This is a genomic window from Mesorhizobium sp. NZP2077 (genome assembly GCF_013170805.1).
Lineage (GTDB): Bacteria > Pseudomonadota > Alphaproteobacteria > Rhizobiales > Rhizobiaceae > Mesorhizobium.
Map to the genome: position 1 here is coordinate 4,110,788 of NZ_CP051293.1, position 19,081 is coordinate 4,129,868.

A 19,081-nucleotide genomic window follows, 5' to 3' on the forward strand; every position below is an offset into this window, starting at 1 on the left:
CAGCCCCTTCTATCCACGCTATATGCCCCGCAGCAAGTGAGGATGCGGCACAATGACCGGAACGAAACGATCAAGCGAGGGGCTGGATACCCGCCGCCGCAAGCTCTTGTTCCGCTCCTGGCACCGCGGCATGCGCGAGATGGATCTCATCCTCGGCACCTTCGCCGACGCCGAGATCGGTGCCTTGACCGCCGAGGAAATCGACCAATATGAAGGGCTTCTCGACATTCCCGACACCGAATTCCTCCCCCTGATCACCGGCGAACGTGCCGTGCCGGCGGATATCGATTGTGCCGTCCTGCAAAAGATCCTGGCGTCGCGCCGGACCATGACATTCTGAACAGAAGCATTTCCAGGAAAAGTGCGAAGCGGTTTTCCCACGGGAATTGCGACAACCAAGACCGTGATTTGATGAGCCTCATTCCCACCATTGGTCTGCCGAAAGGCCGCGCCGGCCAGTTCATCGTCGACGGTGTCGCCGATGGCTATGAAGCGTTTGCGCTGGTGCAGGCCGCCCTAGAGATCGCGCCTGACAAGCCGGTGCTGTTCGTGGCGCGCGACGGCCAACGCCTGCCGGTGATCATCGAGGCGCTGGCTTTCGCCGCGCCCAGCCTGCCGGTCCTGGAGCTGCCGGCCTGGGACTGCCTGCCCTACGATCGCGTCTCGCCCGGCTCCGACGCTGCCGCCAAGCGCCTCGATGCGCTGACCGCCATGATCGCGCTGGCGAAGATGCCGCATCGCGCCGTCATCCTCACCACCGCCAATGCGCTGCTGCAGCGCATCCCGCCGGCCGACCTGGTCGAGGCGCAGACGTTCCATGCCAGGCCAGGCAACCAGATCGACATGAATGCGCTGGTGTCGCTGCTGGAAACATCAGGCTTCGAGCGCGTGCCGACTGTGCGCGGCGTCGGTGAATTCGCGGTGCGCGGCGGCATTCTCGACCTCTTCGCCCCCGGTTGGACCGAAGCGCTGAGGCTCGATTTCTTCGGCGACACGCTGGAATCGATCCGTGTCTTCGATGCCGCCACGCAGCGCACGACAGGCCAGCGCAAGTCGATGGCCTTGCAGGCGATGAGCGAAGTGGCGCTGACGCCCGAAACCATAAGCCGCTTCCGCCGCTCCTATATCGAAGCCTTTGGCGCACCCCAGCGCGACGACGGGCTCTATGCGGCGGTCAGCGAGGGCCGGCGCTTCGCCGGCATGGAGCACTGGCTGCCGTTCTTCTATGAACGGCTGGAGACTGTCTTCGACTATCTGCCTGACACACCTGTGATCTTTGACCATCTGGCGCATGAGGCGCTGGCCGAACGCCACACGCTGATCCTCGACCACTATGAAGCGCGCAAAAAGCAGGCCGACGCCGCATTGAAGGATGCCGTGCCCTACAAGCCGGTGGCGCCGGACCTGCTTTACCTCTCGCCGGAAAACCTGATCGCCTCGCTCGGGCCGCGCGAAGCGATCGACTTCACGCCCTTCGATGCGCCCGATGCCGGCGCGAAAAAGATCTACCACGCTGGCTCGCGCCATGGCCGAAGCTTCGTCGAGGAGCGCGCCGACCCCAACGTCAATGTCTTCGATGTCGTCGTCAGGCACATCGCCGATGAGCGTGCCGCACGACGCCGTGTCGTCATCGCCGGCTGGACCGAAGGATCGCTCGACCGGCTCGGCCAGATCCTCGCCGAGCATCATCTCGGCAATCTCAAGCAGGTCGAAACACTTGCGGAAGCCGAACAGCTCGAGCCGGGGCAGGCGGCTCTTGCAGTGCTGCCGCTCGAATCCGGCTTCGAGACCGAAAAGCTGGTCGTCGTCGCCGAACAGGATATTTTGGGCGACCGGCTGAACCGGCGTTCGAAGCGCAAGAAGCGGGCCTCCGACTTCATTGCCGAAGCCTCGGCTCTGTCGGCCGGCGATATCGTTGTCCATGCCGACCACGGCATTGGCCGTTTCATCGGCCTGCGCACCATCGAGGCGGTCGGTGCGCCGCATGATTGCCTTGAAATTCATTATGCCGGCGACGACCGGCTGTTCCTGCCGGTGGAAAATATCGAACTTCTGTCGCGTTACGGCTCCGATTCCGCCGAGGCGACGCTGGACAAGCTTGGCGGCGGCGCCTGGCAGTCACGCAAGGCGAAACTGAAGAAGCGCCTGCTCGACATGGCCGGGCAGCTGATCCGCATTGCCGCGGAACGGCAGATGCGGTCAGCACCGGCGCTGGTGCCGGCCGAAGGCCTCTATGACGAATTCTCGGCTCGTTTCCCCTATGAGGAGACCGACGACCAGCAGAGCGCGATCGACTCGGTGCGCGACGATCTTGGCGCCGGCAAGCCGATGGACCGGCTGATCTGCGGCGATGTCGGCTTCGGCAAGACCGAGGTGGCGCTGCGCGCCGCGTTCATCGCGGCGATGGAAGGGTTCCAGGTCGCCGTGGTGGTGCCGACGACGCTGTTGTCGCGCCAGCATTTCAAGACGTTTTCGCAGCGCTTTTCCGGCTTGCCGATCCGCGTCGCCCAGGCCTCGCGGCTGGTCGGCGCCAAGGAGCTGGCCGAAACCAAGAAGGGTATCGCCGAAGGCCAGGTCGACATTGTCATCGGCACCCATGCTCTGCTCGGCTCCGCGATCTCGTTCAAGAATCTCGGCCTGCTGATCATCGACGAGGAGCAGCATTTTGGCGTCAAGCATAAGGAACGGTTGAAGGACCTGAAGACTGATGTCCATGTGCTGACGCTGTCGGCGACGCCGATCCCGCGCACGCTGCAGCTGGCGCTGACGGGCGTGCGCGAACTGTCGCTGATCGCCACGCCGCCGGTCGACCGCATGGCGGTGCGCACCTTCATCTCGCCTTTCGATCCGCTTGTCATTCGCGAGACGCTGTTGCGCGAGCGCTATCGCGGCGGCCATTCCTTCTATGTCGTTCCGCGCATCAGCGACTTGGCGGAAATCCATGATTTCCTGAAGGAATCCGTGCCTGAACTGAAGGTGGCGGTTGCTCACGGCCAGATGCCGCCGGGCGAACTCGACGACATCATGAATGCCTTCTATGACGGCCAGTACGATGTGCTTCTGTCGACCACCATCGTCGAATCCGGTCTCGACATTCCGACCGCCAATACGCTGATCATCCACCGCGCCGACATGTTCGGCCTGTCGCAGCTCTACCAGCTGCGCGGCCGCGTTGGGCGTTCGAAGGTGCGCGCCTATGCGCTGTTCACGCTGCCGGCCAACCGCAAGCTGACCGACACCGCTGAGCGCAGGCTGAAGGTGTTGCAGTCATTGGATACGCTGGGCGCTGGCTTCCAGCTCGCCAGCCACGATCTCGACATCCGTGGCGCCGGCAATCTTCTCGGCGAAGAGCAGTCAGGCCATATCAAGGAAGTCGGCTTCGAACTCTACCAGCAAATGCTCGAAGAGGCCGTCGCCGAGGTGAAGGATTCCGGCGAGGTCCAGGATGGCGGCTGGTCGCCGCAGATCGCCGTCGGCACGGCGGTGATGATCCCGGAAAGCTATGTGCCGGACCTGCAGCTCAGGCTGGCGCTCTACCGCCGTCTCGGCGATCTCGAAAACACCGAGGAGATCGACGCGTTCGGCGCCGAGCTGATCGACCGTTTCGGACCGCTGCCGGATGAGGTGAAGCATCTCCTGAAGATCGTCTTCATCAAGGCGCTCTGCCGCAAGGCCAATGTCGAGAAGCTCGATGCCGGGCCGAAGGGCGTCGTCATCCACTTCCGCAAGCGCGAGTTCTCCAACCCCGTCGGTCTGGTCAAGTTCATTGGCGAGCAGGGCTCGCTGGCCAAGATCCGGCCAGACCACAGCGTTGTCTTCACACGCGACTGGCCGACGCCGGACAAGCGGCTGGCGGGCTCCGCAGTGGTGATGACACAGCTGGCGCGCTTGGTGGAGAAGGCGGCTTAGCCGCCGGCGATCATTCGCCAGCGCTGAAATTCCGGTCTAGAATAGGAAATCGGCTTCGTGTATGGAGCCGCCACCCCATATAGGGGCGGGAAAGGCGGGCGAGGGTGCTCGCCGGAAAGAGCGTTGGGTGCAGCGATGACGAAATGGTCGCCGAATTCGTGGAGAGCAAAGCCGATCAAGCAGGTTCCCGCTTATCCGGACCTTGCGGCGCTCAAGAACACGGAGGCCCAGCTCGCCACCTTCCCACCGCTGGTTTTTGCCGGTGAAGCGCGCAAGCTGAAGAAGCAGCTCGCGGCTGTCGCAAATGGCGACGCCTTCCTGCTCCAGGGCGGCGATTGCGCCGAAAGCTTCGCCGAACATGGCGCCGACAACATCCGCGACTTTTTCCGAGTCTTCCTGCAGATGTCGGTCGTGCTGACCTTTGCCGGCGCACAGCCGGTGGTGAAGGTCGGCCGCGTCGCCGGCCAGTTCGCCAAGCCGCGCTCGTCCGACAACGAGACCAAGGGCGGGGTGACGCTGCCGAGCTACCGCGGCGACATCATCAACGGTATCGAATTCGATGCCAAATCGCGTATTCCCGACCCCGCCCGCCAGGAAATGGCCTACCGCCAGTCGGCGGCGACGCTCAACCTTCTGCGCGCCTTCGCTCAGGGCGGCTATGCCAGCCTGGAGAACGTGCATCGCTGGATGCTCGGCTTCGTGTCCGACAGCCCGCAAGGCGAAAAATACGAGTCGTTGGCCAACCGCATCACCGAGACGATGGACTTCATGAAGGCCGTCGGCATCACCTCGGAAACCAACTATGCGCTGCGCGAGACCGATTTCTACACCAGCCATGAGGCGCTGCTGCTCGGCTATGAGGAGGCGCTGACCCGCGTCGATTCGACCTCGGGCGACTGGTATGCCACCTCAGGCCACATGATCTGGATCGGCGACCGGACCCGCCAGCCCGACCATGCCCATGTCGAATATTGCCGCGGCATCAAGAACCCGCTCGGCCTGAAATGCGGCCCGTCTCTGACGCCGGACGGCTTGCTGGAACTGATCGACCTTCTCAATCCCGAGAATGAGCCCGGCCGGCTGACGCTGATCGCCCGATTTGGTTCGGACAAGGTCGCCGACCACCTGCCTAAGCTGGTGCGCGCGGTGCAGAAGGAAGGACGCAGCGTGGTGTGGTCGTCGGATCCGATGCATGGCAACACCATCGAGGCCGCCGGCTACAAGACGCGGCCGTTCGACCGCATCCTGAAGGAGGTGCAGACCTTCTTCGAGGTGCACCGCGCCGAAGGCACGCATCCTGGCGGCATCCATGTCGAGATGACCGGCAAGAACGTCACCGAATGCACCGGTGGCGCCCGCGCCATCACGGCCGAGGAATTGCAGGACCGCTACCACACCCATTGCGACCCGCGCCTCAATGCCGACCAGGCGATCGAACTGGCCTTCCTGGTGTCCGATCTCTTGAAGAAAAGCCATCCGGTGCAGCACAAGCAGGCTGTGAACGGCTGATCTTGGCCAATCCGATGGGTTAATAAGGAAAAGGCGCAGGAGAAATCCCGCGCCTTTCTTCGTTCATCCCATGGCTCGCCGGGCCAGCCGGTGGGCAAGTCGAAGACGTCAGTCCTTCTTGTAGAGCAGCCAGCTCTTTCCGGCGCGGCCGGCCATCGTCGAATGTTTGGTGACGCGGTTGCGGCCGCTCACCTTCGAGCGGTAGAGCGCCCGGTCGGCCTTGGTGTAGAGGTCTTCGGGCCCTTCGGCCTCGGATGCCATGCAGATGCCCATCGACACCGTCACGGTGCCGTAATTCATGCCGGTCTGGCTGCTGGTGAAGGGCGTCTGCTCAATCAGGGCGCGAATGCGCTCCGCGATCTCGTAGGTGGCGTCTTCGCTGGCGCCTTCGATGATCAGTGCGAATTCCTCGCCGCCCGTGCGGGCCACAAACATGTCGCCGCGAATGCTGGTCTGGAAAATCTCGGCGATGATCTGGATGATTTTGTCGCCGACAGGATGGCCGTAGCGGTCATTGATATCCTTGAACCGATCGATGTCGGCAAGGATCAAGGCGTTGAACAGGATACCCTTGTTGCTGGTGTAGATATTGGTGATTTGCTTGTCGAAGGCGCGACGGTTCCAGATCTGGGTCAAAGGATCGGTGTCGGCCAACCGCTTGTATTCCTCGAGCTTCGACTTGACGCTCTCCAGTTCGGCCGTCTTGTCGCTGAGCGTGGAGGCTATCTGCCTGCCGTGATCAATCGTCGAATTGGTGGCGATCGACATGGCGTTGGCGATCTTCTGCAGAAGATCCTGCGAGAGCAGGCTGCGATTGCTCAGGCCGCTCGATGTTTCATCCAGGATCCTGCCGTATTTTTCGATGTGGCTGCGTTCGCTTCGCAACAGCGCTGCGACTTCCTCGAGCTCCCTGGCGATAACGTCGCGCGCATGTTCAACGATGCTCGGACCATGGTTCTGGGCGAAGAAGGCGCGCCCGATCTTATCGAGCTCGTCCTGTGTCGGCCGATTGCTTAGAGCAAGGACGGCGAGGCTGAGTTCGCGGTTGGTGCCGCTCAATGCCTCGTAGAAGATCTCGTAGTTGCGTGGCAGGCCGAGCACGCCCAGTTGACGCATGGTGGCGACGACTGCCGAAGCAATATCAGTATTCTTGTCGGTTGGGGCTGCTGCCGGCTGCATGTCTGGTTCACTCTTCCCCTCGGATCCCGGCACAGAATTTGCGGGTTCCATCGATCGCCGACCTGGGGAGCGCGACCCGACAGTCCAGAACATCTTGCGAAGAGACGCGTCCCCACCCGCGACCTTCACTTGCAGAGATCATAAATGCGGCGGCGCTAAAGTTTCCTTAATCCGCGCAGCTTCCGTAGGTTTTTGCTACCTGTGGCTGAAAGAGGATAAATTTTTCACCACTATAGCGGGATAATGCGCCAATTTGGGATCTTGAGATCGAAATTCGCGCGGCGTGCTGCGGACATGAAATCCGATTTCGAATTGCTGACGGCAGTCGATGTCGTATTTGCTTGCGCGTAACCACCGCAAAGCTGGAATCCTTGCAACGATGCTGGACGAGGTTTCTTTAGGGAGCGCCAAATGAGCGACTGTCACCAGGGATCATGCCTGTGCGGAGCGGTCCGGTTCCGGACAAGTGGAGCGCTACGGGGTGTGGTCTACTGTCATTGCTCGCAATGCAGGAAGCAAAGCGGGCATTTTTATGCCGCGACCAATGTTGCCGACGCCGACATCGAGATCGAAGGCACCGATAGTGTCACCTGGTATGAAGCATCGGCTTTCGCCCGGCGCGGCTTCTGCAAGGCATGCGGCTCGGTGCTTTTCTGGAAGCCAAGGGATCAAGGCTACATTTCGGTCATGGCGGGATCGTTCGACAGGCCGACCGGTCTCAAGGGCGACTGCCATATCTTCGTCGGCGACAAGGGCGACTATTATTCGATCGACGACGGGCTGCCGCAGTTTGAAAAGTCGACGCCTTCGATAGCGGTCGCTGAATGAATTTTGGACAAGACGCCTTATTCCCTTGATCGGGCCGTTGCTTTATCTCGTGCCGGTAACTCGGAAAGAGGTTTGGGCATGCAGCGGCTGATCGATGCTTTTAACAATTCGGTGCGGGCGTTTCGCAAGCTGGCCGCCAGCGAGAAGGCATTCCAGCAGGAGCTGATGCTCCTTGCGCTTGCCTTGCCGGCCGGGTGGTTCGTTTCGGTGTCGTGGCGTGGCTATGCGCTGCTGATCGGCGCGGTGCTGCTGCTGATCATGGTCGAGGTGCTGAACACCGGCATCGAGGCGGCCTGCGATGCCTTCAGCCGCGAGTTCAATATGGACATCCAGCTGGCCAAGGATTGCGGTTCGCTGGCGGTGCTGATCTCGGTGGTCATCGTCGCCGGTGTCTGGGGCATCGCGCTCATCGAGCGGATCACCGGACTACCGATCTAGCGTCGCCATTCTTATATGACGGTAACTAAAGGAAACCGTCATGTCCGAAGCCACGAATCTTCTGCTTCTCGAACGCAAAGGCCTGCCGGACGATTTGCGCTGGCTGGTCGAAAGATACCCGCGTGAAAATTGGCAGGGCCACGCCAACGTCCACGGTGTCGCCAACATGTGGCTGCAGCGGCACGACATGTTCCGCGAACTCGGCGGCATGCTGACCAAGGGCATCGGCGATTATCGCGAGGGCAGGCTGACAGCGCCTGGCTTCGCGCAATGGTTCGCCCCGCGCCTCAATCATTTTCTCGGCAATCTCGACGGCCACCACAATGTCGAGGACCATCATTACTTTCCGGTCTTCGCCAGGGCAGAGACACGGCTGAAGCGTGGTTTCGAGATTCTCGACGCCGACCACCACACCATCCATGAAGGATTGGAGCGCAATGCCGAGGCGGCCAATGCCTTTATCAAGACGCTTCAGGAGAGCGAGGACAAGCAGCGCTTCGCGGCGGATGCCTATGCCGACGAAAACAGCCGTCTGATCGCCATGCTGACCCGGCATCTTGCCGACGAGGAAGATCTGATCATCCCGCTGATCCTAGAGCGGGGGGATCAAGCTCTCGGCGTAGATTGACGATCAGCTCTCCTTGGTGCGCTCCCGCTTGGCGATGTGGCGAGCGATGAGCCAGGCAAGGATCGCCACCGTCAGGCCGATGCCGAGCCCGATCAGCAACCGCTCGTGGCGCAGCAAGGCCTGGCCGACGAAGTGCTCGGCGCCCAGACCGAAAACGTAGCCGATCGAGCTGAACAGCACGGCCCAGATCACCGATGAAATGGCGTTGAGGATGATGAAGCGCGGCATCGGTATGGTCGAAAGGCCGGCCGCGATGCCGCCGACCAGGCGCATGCCGTAGACGTAGCGGTTCGACAGCACGAAGATGTTGGGATGGGTGTTGAGCAGGCGATAGGCGCGGCGAAAGCCAGGCCGCCTGCGCAACCTGACGACATAGCGATGATCGGCGAAACTTCTGCCCAGGATGAAGAAGAACGTATCGCCGAGGAAAGCGCCGAGGGCGGCCGCGACAAAGGTCTGCCACAGCACGAAGACATGCTGGTGGGCGAAGAAGCCGCCAAGGATAGCGATGCTTTCACCCTCGGCAATGCAACCCAGGAAGACGGCAAGCAGCCCGTATTGTTCGATGAAATGATGGATGCCTTCGGTCATGAAGCGGACTGCTGTTGGGACAGCCTGTCATCGATCCGTTTGACCATCTCGGTCAGCTGCACGATTTCATCGCGCATGCCGATGATCTGGCCGTGGCGCAGTTCATCCAGCTTTTCGTGCAGTGCCATGATCTCGATCTCGGCCTTCAGATTGACCTCATAATCGTGGGCGGCATCGATGCGGTCGCGCTCGGTCTGGCGATTCTGCGCCATCATGATCACCGGCGCCTGCAGGGCAGCGACCATCGACAACACAAGGTTGAGGAAGATGAACGGGTAGGGATCGAAGGCATCGCGCGACAGGAGCCAGACATTGCCTGATGTCCACAGGACCAGAAAGACGAGGAAGGTCACGATGAACGACCATGAGCCGCCGATGCGGGCGATCGAGTCGGCGAGCCGGTCGCCGAAGGTCTGGTGAAAGGCGACGGCCTTGTTGGTGTCGCGAGTGATCGTGGTGCGTTCGAGGGTTGATTGCAGCACCCGGCTTTCGAGCACGCTCAGGCCGTCCGGCCGCCGCTTGAGCCAGCGGTTCGCCAGCTCATCGATTGTCTTGTTCATGGCCGTCTCCAGCGCTTGCCTTATCATAAGACGTAGAGGCTGCCGGCCCGCACGGGAAGTGTTACATTTAAGCTGACAGCGAGGGACCGATGGCCGATTTCAAGAAAATTCGTCTGCGCGCGGCAAAACGCAAGGGCGGCGAGGCGGAGCTTTTGACACTGCTGGGGCCGGTGCCTGACAACGCAGCAGTGGCCGACATCCCGGACGATCGCATACTATCGACCATGGCCGAGCGGGTCTTTGCCGCCGGTTTCGTCTGGCGCGTCATCGAACAGAAATGGCCTGGTTTCGAGGAGGCGTTTCTGCGCTTCGAGCCGAAGCGGCTGTTGTTCCAGCCTGATGATTTCTGGCACGATCTGGCTTCCGACCAGCGCATTGTGCGCAACCCGCAGAAGATCAGATCCGTGCGCGACAACGCTGCTTTCGTCGAACGCGTCTCTAAGGAGCATGGCGGCTTTGGCGAATTCCTCGCCAACTGGCCAGCCGACGACCAGGTCGGACTGATGGCCTATCTCGGCAAGCATGGCAGTCGGCTGGGCGGCAACACCGGCCAGTATTTCCTGCGCTGGCTGGGCTGGGATGCCTTCGTGATTTCGGCCGACATGGCGGCAGCCCTTCGCGATGCAGGCCTCGACATCGCCGAAAGCCCGACCTCGAAGAAGGACCTCGACAAGATCCAGGCCCAGATTAACCAATGGGTGGCGGACACGAGGCTGCCGCGCCGGCACATCTCTCGTATCCTGGCGATGTCGATTGGCGAGAACCATTCGCCGCAGTCGCTGCGCGAATATATGGGCGACGACTGATCGTCGGCCTGGACACGATGACCCAAATCATTCGGCCCGAATTGGTCCAAACGAACGCCATTGCCGGGCGAATTTTGCCGCGCTAAACCGGCAGGCATGACCAAGAAGCTCGACATCCTGCGCATCGCAATCGCCCAGCTCAATCCGACTGTCGGCGACGTCGCCGGCAATCTCGCCAAGGCGCGCGGGGCGAGGGCGGATGCCGCGCGGCAGGGCGCCGATCTCGTGCTTTACACCGAGCTTTTCCTTGCCGGTTATCCGCCGGAGGATCTGGTGTTGAAGCCGGCCTTCCTGAAAGCCTGCGAAAAGGCGGCTCAGGACTTTGCTGCGGATACCGCGGATGGCGGGCCGGGGGTCATTATCGGCACGCCGCTGAAGCGCAAGAGCGGCACGCACAATTCGATCATCGTCGCCGATGGCGGCAAGATCCTGGCTGAGCGCTACAAGCTCGATTTGCCGAACTATGGCGAATTCGATGAAAAGCGCGTCTTCCAGCCTGGGCCGGAACTGCAGGGACCGGTGAACTTCCGCGGCGTGCGGCTGGGCATCCCGATCTGCGAGGACATCTGGGGCGATGTTGCGGTCTGCGAGACGCTGGCCGAGAGCGGTGCCGAAATCCTGCTGGTGCCCAACGGTTCGCCCTATTATCGCGCCAAGATCGACATGCGCCATCAGGTCGTCATCAAGCAGGTCATCGAGTGCGGCCTGCCGATGATCTACGCCAACCAGCTTGGCGGCCAGGACGAGCTGATCTTCGACGGCGCGTCGTTCGCCATCGGCGCCGACAGGACCTTGGCTTTCCAGATGAGCCAGTTCGAGGACGCGGTCGACGTCACCACCTGGAAACGAGAGGATGATGGTTGGGCCTGCTCGGAAGGGCCGATGTCGAAAATCCCCGAGCGGGAGGAGGCCGACTATCGCGCCTGCATGCTGGGCCTGCGCGACTACGTCAACAAGAACGGCTTCAAGAATGTCGTGCTCGGCCTGTCCGGCGGCATCGATTCGGCGATCTGCGCGGCCCTTGCCGTCGACGCGCTCGGCGAGGAGCGGCTGCGCGCTGTCATGATGCCCTACCGCTACACCTCGAAGGATTCGCTCAAGGACGCCGAGGACTGCGCCCGCGCGCTCGGCTGCCGCTATGACATCGTGCCGATCTTCGAGCCTGTTGAAGGTTTTATGCATGCGCTGACGCAGCTTTTCGAAGGCACCAAGGAAGGCATCACCGAGGAAAACCTACAGAGCCGCGCGCGCGGCACCATCCTGATGGCGATCTCCAACAAGTTCGGCTCGATGGTGGTCACGACAGGCAACAAGAGCGAAATGTCGGTCGGCTATGCCACGCTCTATGGCGACATGAATGGCGGCTTCAATCCGATCAAGGACCTCTACAAGATGCAGGTCTATGCGCTGTCGCGCTGGCGCAACAGCCATGTGCCGCCGGGCGCGCTCGGGCCTTCGGGCGAGGTGATCCCGAAGAACATCATCGACAAGGCGCCGTCGGCCGAATTGCGCGAAAACCAGACCGACCAGGATTCGCTGCCGCCCTATCCGGTGCTGGACGACATCCTCGAATGCCTGGTCGAGAACGAGATGGGCGTCGACGACATCGTCGCACGCGGCCATGACCGGGCGACGGTGACGCGCATCGAGCATCTGCTCTACATCGCCGAGTACAAGCGCCGGCAGGCAGCGCCGGGCGTGAAGATCACCCGGAAGAACTTTGGCCGCGACCGCCGCTATCCCATCACCAACCGTTTCAGGGATCGCGGATAGTGAGCGGGTTATTTTGAGAGTCTTGGGGGGCGTGCATGTTCATCAGTTATTTCAAGGGAACGCCTGAATACCACATCGTCCGCTTCAAGAACGGCAAGGTCCGGGAGCAGGGGCGCGGCATCAGCTTCTGGTACGGCACATTGGGCACGACCATCGCCATGGTGCCGGTGACGTCGCTCGACAACCCGTTCATCTTCACCGAAACAACCGCCAACTTCCAGGATCTAGCGATCCAGGGGTCGGTCAGCTACCGCATCGTCGATCCGGTCAAGGCGGCGGAAGGTTTTGACTTCAGCGCCAGGCTCAGCAAGTCCGACGTTGCCGGCGACGGCCGCGAGAAGATCGCCGAACGCCTCGTGCTTGCCATCCAGAGCCGGGCGCGGGCAGTGGTGTCGAGCATGACGCTGGAACAGGCGCTCGCGGAGGTGACCAAGCTCGTGACGATCGCGATTGCCGATCAGAAGGCCTATCTCGTCGTGCCGTAGTCGAGCCTGCCGCGCCCGTTGTTGCAAAATAATCGCAGTGGTTGCACCAGATATGTTTTTTGGCGTGAGCCCGTCTTGGCGGCGCATGAGGCCGTCTCTATAAGGACCGTTCCGCGATTCATTTGCGGGAGGTCCGAATGGCAGTATTTGAAATGGTAATGCGGGGCCGCGAAGCTTAGGTCTCTACCGGTGCTCCGCGAAGGTCCATCCTTCGCCTCGGGGCCGGTTTGAGCACAGGCTTATGCCGATGCCGGTCGCCGCCCGATTACGGGCGTGACGCCAAAATATGCCACTCCGCTTCTGGGCACTGCTTCGCCCCTTGCGCGGCTTCTTCAATTTTCGACCTTACTGGGATCGGGCTCGTGTGCGCCCGAATGACATCATGGCTCGTTTCAAGATCGATTTGCGCGCAAGCGCCTTTCGCAGCGTTCTTGGTTTCACGCTCACCCATTGGCGGCGTCAGCCCTGGCGGCTTTCACTGATCATGGGTGGTTTCCTGCTGTCGACGCTGGCCGACGTTTTGACGCCGCTCTATTCCGGCCGGCTGGTTGACGCCGTCGCCAGCAGCGCCGGCGCGGACGCCGTCGCCTGGAATGCCGCGATGACGGCGTTCTTCATCCTTTTGGCGCTAGCCCTGACCGGCCTCGTGCTGCGCAACCTGGCGTTCATGGGGATCGTCGAGCTGACGCTGAAGATGATGGCCGACATTGCCGCCGACGCCTTCCATCGCGTCCAGCGGTTTTCCACCGACTGGCACGCCAACTCGTTTGCCGGCTCGACCGTGCGCAAGGTGACGCGCGGCATGTGGGCGCTCGACCTGCTCAACGACACCATCCTGATTGCGCTTTTGCCGTCGGTCGTCATGCTCGTCGGCTCGACGCTGCTGCTCGGCTGGTTCTGGCCGCTGATGGGGGTGGTCGTGGCCGCCGGTTCGGTACTGTTCATCATGGTGACGGCGATGCTGTCGCTTGGCTATGTCGCGCCGGCGGCAAGGCTCGCCAACACCTGGGACACGCGCCTCGGCGGTTCGCTCGCCGACGCGGTGAGCTGCAATGCCGTGGTCAAGGGCTTTGGCGCCGAGGAGCGCGAGGAGCACCGCCTTGCCAAGGTGGTCGCCAAATGGCGGGCGCGCACGCGGCGCACCTGGGTGCGCGGCACCATCAACGGCACCACGCAAGGGGCGTTGCTGCTGGTCATGCGCGCCGCGGTGATCGGCCTGGCGCTGCTGCTGTGGTCGTGGGGGCAGGCGAGCGCCGGCGACGTCGCCTTTGTGCTGACCTCGTTCTTCGTGCTGCAGGGCTATCTCAGGGATATCGGCACGCATATCCGCAATTTGCAGCGTTCGATCAACGACATGGAGGAACTGGTCGATTTCCAGTCCGAACCGCTCGGCATCGAGGACCGGCCCGGCGCCAAGCCGATCCGGATCACGCAAGGGGCCATCAACTTCGACAACGTCACCTTCCATTACGGCAATCACCGGTCGCCGCTCTATCGCGACTTTTCGGTCGATATCGCGCCGGGAGAACGGGTCGGGCTCGTCGGCCACTCCGGGTCGGGCAAGACGACTTTCGTCAAGCTCATCCAGCGGCTCTATGACGTGAATGCGGGCAAGATCCTGATCGACGGCCAGGACATCTCGCAGGTCGCGCAAGCGTCGCTGCGCGGGCAGATCGCCATCGTCCAGCAGGAGCCGATCCTGTTCCATCGGTCGCTGGCCGAGAACATCGCCTATGCCAGGCCGAGCGCGACGCAGGCGGAGATCGAACACGCCGCGAAGCTGGCGAGTGCGCACGACTTCATCACCAGCCTGCCGAAGGGTTATGGCACGCTGGTTGGTGAACGCGGTGTGAAACTGTCGGGCGGCGAGCGTCAGCGTGTGGCGATCGCGCGCGCTTTCCTGGCCGATGCGCGCATCCTGATCCTGGACGAGGCGACATCGAGCCTCGATTCGGAATCGGAGGTGCTGATCCAGCAGGCGATGGAACGGCTGATGGTCGGCCGCACGACGCTGGTGATCGCGCACCGGCTGTCGACGGTGCGGGCGCTCGACCGGTTGTTGGTCTTCGACCGCGGGAACATCGTCGAGGAGGGCTCGCATGACGAGCTGATCCGGCTGAAGGGCGGCATCTACCGCCGCCTGTTCGAGCGCCAGGCGCTCGAGCTGACCAAGGGGCTGGTCATCTGACCTGAGGTGGCCTCCGGCTTCGGGCGGAGGCCACCTCTATCAGGCGCTATCACGTCGGGCGGAGCGGAGACGAACCTCTCGTGAGCGCATCGGCGGGGCGTGTGATGTCCGAAATCCCTGTCGCTCAGCGTTTGCTGGTGAGCAAATCCACGACGCCAGGCGGTATCGAATTCTTTTCCAGATACTGAATCTCGAGACGCCTGTTTACGATACCGAGCGAGATACGTTGTTTCAACCATTGATTGGTATACATTTACTCCAAGCAACCCAGAGACGGTCGATGCAGATGCTGGGATCCGATTGATTCAGCGCAGGATTTCGCCCTGCGGCATAGACCTCCATAGGCTCCACGATGCATCTTGTTTCTGAAATTACCGGTGTGAAAAAGGTGGCTGCGCCGGCGGTGCAAGAGTCTCACCACGGCTCGGTTCGGCCGCTTGCAGCCGAGGACCTCGAGCGCGTCGCCGCACTCTTCCTAACGAAATTTCGCCGGCGGCGGCGGCGTCACCTCCTCGACCGTGCGATCGCGGAGACGGCCGAGTATATGAGAAGGATCTATCTCGACCCAGCCGCCCAGCCCGGTGCGAGCAGCGCTCTCGTCCAGATCAACCCGCAGGGCGATCTGGGTGGCTTCCTCGGCGTTCTGAAAGCCCGCTATGAGCTCAACAGCGCGGTCTTGAATGCGGCGATCATCGGTCCGCTCATGGCCGACTCCGGCACCGATCACGGCTCTGCTGGACCGCAATTGCTGCGCGCCGTGCATCAAGGCGAATTCGATCTGTACCTCACCGATTCGGCCAACCGGGTCTCACTGGCCTTCGCGCGTCCGATGAAATACCAGCTCCTGCCGGCGCATTGTCTGGGATGGACCCGCATTTTCCGCCCTGCAGCGGTGGCCTCCGCCGTGATGCGTGGTAAATGGCCGGGCCTGTCCCGTTTCGTGTTCGATCCTTGCGCCAAGGTATTCGATCCCTTTACGAGAAAAAGGTTCGAGCCGCCCGTCCAGCATTCCTCGTCACACCGGGTCCATCGCGAGTCGATGGATGCCGCGCAATTTGCGGAGCGGTTGCCGACGCTTACGTCCGATTACTCGCTTCGGCCGCGTTGGCAGGATGACGAGCTGCCACGGCTGCTCGCACTGGCGGCCGAGAAGCGGGCCGACGGCCCCCTTCATTTTCGCGGGACCTACGACGAAGCCGGTAAAATGCTCGGTTGCTATGCTTTCTACGGTCAAGCCGGCGGCATCGCGAACCTGTTGCAAATGCAGGCCTCCGGATCTCACTGGGGCGCAACGCTGGATAGCCTGATGGCGGAAGCGTGGAATATGGGCTGTGCAGGCATCATCGGGCAGACGCAGATCCGATTCATGCCGGAGCTCTTCAGCTACAAGAATGTCTTCTTCCGCTATGCCGGGGGGACGATGGTGCGCTCGCGCATCCCCGAGGTAACGCAAGCGGTCCGCGCGGGCGACATCTTCATCGGCGGGTTGATCGGCGACCGCTGGACTCGCCTCAGTTCCGACGACTTCGGCCACTGATCGCCTTCAACGGTCTGATCTGATCGGACAAGGGCCACGCGCCTGGCTTGTCCCTTGGTCTTTTCATTGCCTGCGTCATGTTCTATGTGTGCCGACCGGCGCGGGGGCGCGTCTTGTCAATCACAAAAGCATCCGGTACGCCCCGCTCATGACAGTTACCGTTCGTTTCGCCCCATCACCGACCGGCCGTATCCATATCGGCAATGCGCGCACCGCTCTGTTCAACTGGCTGTTTGCGCTTAACAACAAGGGCCGCTTCATCCAGCGCTTCGACGATACCGACATCGCCCGCTCTAAGCAGGAATTCGCCGACGCCATCCTCTACGACCTGCATTGGCTGGGCATTTTTCCCGATGCAACCGAGTATCAGTCGCGGCGCTTCGAGGTCTACGACGCGGAAGTCGAGCGGCTGAAGGCGGAGGGCGTTCTCTATGCCTGTTACGAAACCCCGGAGGAACTCGATCTCCGGCGAAAAGTGCGCCGTACGCGCGGCCTGCCACCGGTCTATGGCCGCGAGGCGTTGACGCTGACGCGAGAGCAGGTCGCCGAATACCAGGCTGACGGGCGCCGGCCGCACTGGCGCTTCCTGTTGCCCAATTTCTCGGGCGATCCGCAGCAGCCGGAGCGCACCGAGGTCCACTGGAACGATCTGGTGCGCGGCGAGGAAACGGTCGATCTCGCTTCGCTCTCGGATCCGGTCCTGGTGCGCGAGGACGGCACCTATCTCTACACGCTGCCGTCGGTCGTCGATGACATCGAGATGGGCGTCAGCCACGTCATCCGTGGTGACGACCATGTCACCAACACCGGCGTGCAGATCGTGCTGTTCAAAGCGCTGGGCGCTGAGGCGCCGGTCTTCGGCCACCACAATCTTTTGACCACCGTCTCGGGCGAGGGGCTGTCGAAGCGCACCGGCGCGCTCTCCATCGAGAGCCTGCGCGAGGATGGCATCGAGCCGATGGCCGTTGCTTCGCTGGCCGTGCTGGTTGGCACCTCGGAGAACGTCGCGGCCGCGCATGATCTGACCGAACTCGCCGGCCATTTCGACCCCGCCGCGACCTCGAAATCATCGGCTAAGTTCGATCCGGACGAACTGTTCGTGCTCAACCGCGTGCTGCTGCACCATATGCCGTTCGACGAGGCACGGGACAGGCTGATGGTGCTAGGCATCTCCGGCGAACAGGCCGAGCCGTTCTGGCTGGCGGTGCGCGGCAATCTCGACCGGCTTGCCGACGCGGTGGGCTGGTGGCGGATCCTGCGCGAGGGCCCGCAGGACAGACCGGAGTTCTCCGATGATGATCGTGGGTTCCTCGGACATGCGTTCGATCTGCTGCCTGAAGAGCCATGGAACGGCACGGTCTGGAAGGATTGGACCGGCAAGATCAGGGAAGCGACCGGCCGCAAGGGCAAAGGGCTGTTCATGCCCCTCAGGCTTGCGCTTACTGGACTGCCTTCGGGGCCGGAGCTTGCAGATTTATTGCCGCTGATGGGTCGGGAAGGAACGTTGGCCCGACGACCCTGACCTTGCGCTGTTCCGGCGGCAGGGCCGACACGGGCGACGTCACCGGCTTGGCGGAAAGCCGCTTGATGGCCTCGCGGTCGAGCCCGCCGTCCCTATTGGCCAGCGTTTCCGGGTCGGCGCCCGGATCGGGCTTCGAGGCCGGCATGGGAACGAAGGGTGCTGCGTCCGTTTCCGGCTGCGACTGCTGCCGGTTTGGCGGGTTACCGCCAATGATCTGGAAGTTCTGCGCGGCGTTGCAGCCGCAGGCCGGCGGCCGCGACATGTTGGATTGCTTGTAGAGATAGGCGGTCGGCAATTCGCTGTAAGGCTTGCCGGTAACCGATGACGTCATCGCGGCCGAATCGTCGTCCATGCCGCGCGAATAGAAGACCTGCATCTCGGTGCCGGGGCAGCTCGATTCGCAATTCTTCTGATCGCGCTCGAAGTCGCCGACCGAGGCTGCGTTCGACATCGGAAAGAAATAGCCGTCGCAGGTGCGCACGCAGCTGGTGTGGAACTCGCCGCCGGTGCCCGGAAAGTCCGGAATGCCGGGCAGGTTCAGGACGCGGCGGACATTGCGTTCCCCGCCGGGCTCCTCCGGCTGGTCAAGTGTGTCGCTCGGCTGGCTGCCGTTGCCGAAAAGCTGGTCGAACAGGTTTGCGTTGCCGTCTTCTTCGCCACGGTCTGCTTCCTGCACTGGTGCGCGGCGTGGCGCAGTGTCGTCGCGGCAGCCATTGGCATCGAGCGCGGCCAGGATGCGGCCACGGTCGCGACGTGATCCGCCACCGGCGAGCTGGGCGCGCTTGGCCTGCAGACTGTCGAGATTGGCGTTCATGCGGTCGATGGTGGCGTTGAGTCCGGCGCATCGATTGATGTTGCGGGAAAACAGCGAAAACCCGCAACTGGAGTTGCTCGCCTGGTCGCGGGCCTTCGAGATCTGTTCGCGTTGCCGGTCGATCGCGGCGTCGTATTTCCGGACCATTGCCGGGCCACCGCTACCGCCGCGCGAAGCCGCGGCAAGATCGGCCTCCAGCTGAAGGCAGACGCGTGAGGCAGCCTGAGACTCGGTGATGGTGGCGCCGGACAGCAGGAGACCAAGCAGCATGGCAGCATGCGCCCGCTTCAACCCTCCGCTTGTCATCTGCCTCA

The 19,081-nt window shown here is 62.3% G+C and carries 16 protein-coding genes; 12 read left to right on the plus strand and 4 right to left on the minus strand.

The features are described 5' to 3' along the window. Positions 1-52: 52 nt before the first annotated feature. From HGP13_RS20435 to HGP13_RS20445, 3 genes are all read left to right on the plus strand, one after another. On the plus strand, positions 53-340 hold the full coding sequence (locus tag HGP13_RS20435; RefSeq protein ID WP_172228577.1) for a succinate dehydrogenase assembly factor 2: 288 nt from the start codon (positions 53-55) through the stop codon (positions 338-340). 71 nt (positions 341-411) lie between these two features. After that, positions 412-3,909 (plus strand): transcription-repair coupling factor, encoded by a 3,498-nt coding sequence (gene mfd / locus HGP13_RS20440; RefSeq protein WP_172228579.1) that lies wholly within the window; start codon positions 412-414, stop codon positions 3,907-3,909. 135 nt (positions 3,910-4,044) lie between these two features. Beyond that, complete coding sequence (locus HGP13_RS20445; protein WP_172228581.1) at positions 4,045-5,418, plus strand: 3-deoxy-7-phosphoheptulonate synthase class II; 1,374 nt, start codon at positions 4,045-4,047, stop codon at positions 5,416-5,418. Between the two features lie 108 nt (positions 5,419-5,526). On the opposite strand, the gene HGP13_RS20450 is transcribed toward HGP13_RS20445, so the two are convergent. Further along, positions 5,527-6,597: a diguanylate cyclase gene (locus HGP13_RS20450; protein WP_172228591.1), complete on the minus strand. Its 1,071-nt coding sequence runs from the start codon at positions 6,595-6,597 to the stop codon at positions 5,527-5,529. 411 nt (positions 6,598-7,008) lie between these two features. Here HGP13_RS20450 and HGP13_RS20455 point away from each other — a divergent pair, with 411 nt between their 5' ends. The 3 genes from HGP13_RS20455 (at position 7,009) to HGP13_RS20465 (ending at position 8,491) form a co-directional block, all read left to right on the plus strand. After that, complete coding sequence (locus HGP13_RS20455; RefSeq protein WP_172228593.1) at positions 7,009-7,425, plus strand: GFA family protein; 417 nt, start codon at positions 7,009-7,011, stop codon at positions 7,423-7,425. 78 nt (positions 7,426-7,503) lie between these two features. Beyond that, complete coding sequence (locus HGP13_RS20460; RefSeq protein ID WP_172228595.1) at positions 7,504-7,863, plus strand: diacylglycerol kinase; 360 nt, start codon at positions 7,504-7,506, stop codon at positions 7,861-7,863. 40 nt (positions 7,864-7,903) lie between these two features. Continuing rightward, positions 7,904-8,491 carry a hemerythrin domain-containing protein gene (locus tag HGP13_RS20465; protein ID WP_172228597.1) on the plus strand — a complete coding sequence of 196 codons (588 nt, stop codon included), beginning with the start codon at positions 7,904-7,906 and terminating at the stop codon, positions 8,489-8,491. A gap of 3 nt (positions 8,492-8,494) precedes the next feature. Here HGP13_RS20465 and HGP13_RS20470 read toward each other — a convergent pair whose 3' ends face one another. Together HGP13_RS20470 and HGP13_RS20475 are read right to left on the minus strand one after the other, a co-directional pair. Beyond that, positions 8,495-9,082: a DedA family protein gene (locus tag HGP13_RS20470; RefSeq protein WP_172228599.1), complete on the minus strand. Its 588-nt coding sequence runs from the start codon at positions 9,080-9,082 to the stop codon at positions 8,495-8,497. Further along, entirely contained in the window at positions 9,079-9,642 is a 564-nt protein-coding gene (locus tag HGP13_RS20475; RefSeq protein ID WP_172228601.1) for a DUF1003 domain-containing protein, read from the minus strand. Before HGP13_RS20475 ends, HGP13_RS20470 begins: the two co-directional genes overlap by 4 nt. An 89-nt stretch (positions 9,643-9,731) precedes the next feature. Between HGP13_RS20475 and HGP13_RS20480 the strand changes: the two genes are divergently transcribed. The 6 genes from HGP13_RS20480 (at position 9,732) to gltX (ending at position 17,953) form a co-directional block, all read left to right on the plus strand. Then, positions 9,732-10,448 (plus strand): DNA-3-methyladenine glycosylase I, encoded by a 717-nt coding sequence (locus HGP13_RS20480; protein ID WP_172228603.1) that lies wholly within the window; start codon positions 9,732-9,734, stop codon positions 10,446-10,448. Between the two features lie 96 nt (positions 10,449-10,544). Further along, a complete protein-coding gene (locus tag HGP13_RS20485) occupies positions 10,545-12,221 on the plus strand; it encodes an NAD+ synthase (RefSeq protein ID WP_172228605.1) in 1,677 nt (558 codons plus the stop codon). A gap of 35 nt (positions 12,222-12,256) precedes the next feature. Next, positions 12,257-12,706, plus strand: a complete 450-nt coding sequence (locus HGP13_RS20490; RefSeq protein WP_172228607.1) for an SPFH domain-containing protein — start codon at positions 12,257-12,259, stop codon at positions 12,704-12,706. Between the two features lie 382 nt (positions 12,707-13,088). Further along, positions 13,089-14,894: an ABC transporter ATP-binding protein gene (locus HGP13_RS20495; RefSeq protein ID WP_172228609.1), complete on the plus strand. Its 1,806-nt coding sequence runs from the start codon at positions 13,089-13,091 to the stop codon at positions 14,892-14,894. Between the two features lie 352 nt (positions 14,895-15,246). Continuing rightward, a complete protein-coding gene (locus HGP13_RS20500) occupies positions 15,247-16,431 on the plus strand; it encodes a hypothetical protein (protein WP_172228611.1) in 1,185 nt (394 codons plus the stop codon). Positions 16,432-16,579: 148 nt separating this feature from the next. Further along, positions 16,580-17,953, plus strand: a complete 1,374-nt coding sequence (gene gltX / locus HGP13_RS20505; RefSeq protein WP_172228613.1) for a glutamate--tRNA ligase — start codon at positions 16,580-16,582, stop codon at positions 17,951-17,953. On the opposite strand, the gene HGP13_RS20510 is transcribed toward gltX, so the two are convergent. Continuing rightward, positions 17,871-19,073, minus strand: coding sequence for a DUF2865 domain-containing protein (locus HGP13_RS20510; protein WP_172228615.1), 1,203 nt, complete (start codon positions 19,071-19,073; stop codon positions 17,871-17,873). The two genes, gltX and HGP13_RS20510, sit on opposite strands and share 83 nt — an antisense overlap. Positions 19,074-19,081 lie beyond the last annotated feature (8 nt).